At 56.6% G+C, this 735-nt stretch carries 1 pseudogene; it reads left to right on the plus strand.

The features are described 5' to 3' along the window. Positions 1-735 (plus strand): annotated as a pseudogene (locus HMPREF9098_RS11075) (hypothetical protein); the annotation flags it as partial.

Consider the following 735-nt stretch of genomic DNA (forward strand, 5'->3'; position numbering starts at 1 on the left):
TAGCCCAGTGACTTTGGGTAACGTAGCGGACGGCAACATTGCTGCAGGCAGCAAAGAAGCCATCAACGGCGGCCAGCTGCACGACCTGAAAGAAAACGGCTTCAAGATCAGTGACGGCACGACTACCGATACTGTCAAGCTGACTGAGACCGTTACCTACAAAGGTGACAGCAACATCGTCACCACCGTAACCGACAACCAAGTGGGCTTCAAACTGGCCGACAGCATCACCGTAGGCCCGGCCACCGGCGGCAACCCGGTTAAGATCGACGGCAATGCCGGTACCGTAACCGGACTGACCAACAAAACGTGGGATCCGAACAACATCACCAGCGGACGCGGTGCGACTGAGGACCAGCTGAAAGCAGCGCAGGCTGCCGCTACCAGCAAGGTAGCTGCCGGCAACGGTATTAGCGTTACCCCGAACGTGGATGCAACTACCGGCAGCACGACTTACACGGTAGCAGCTGATACCACTACGCTGAACGTAGGCGATGGTACTGGCGGCAATCCCGCTGGCAAGGTAATTACGCCAACCGGTGCTGATGCCAATAAACTGGCCACAGCGGGTGACATTGCCAATGCCATCAACAACAGCGGCTTCAACATCAACGCCGGCGGCAATGTAGTAGGTACTTCTACTGCCACTACTGCCAAACCCGGCAGCACCCTGACACTGAAAGCCGGTGACGGTTTGACCGTGAAACAAGAGTTGGATGGCCAAGGTAACCAAAG

The organism is Kingella denitrificans ATCC 33394, from assembly GCF_000190695.1.
Taxonomy (GTDB): Bacteria; Pseudomonadota; Gammaproteobacteria; order Burkholderiales; family Neisseriaceae; genus Kingella_A; species Kingella_A denitrificans.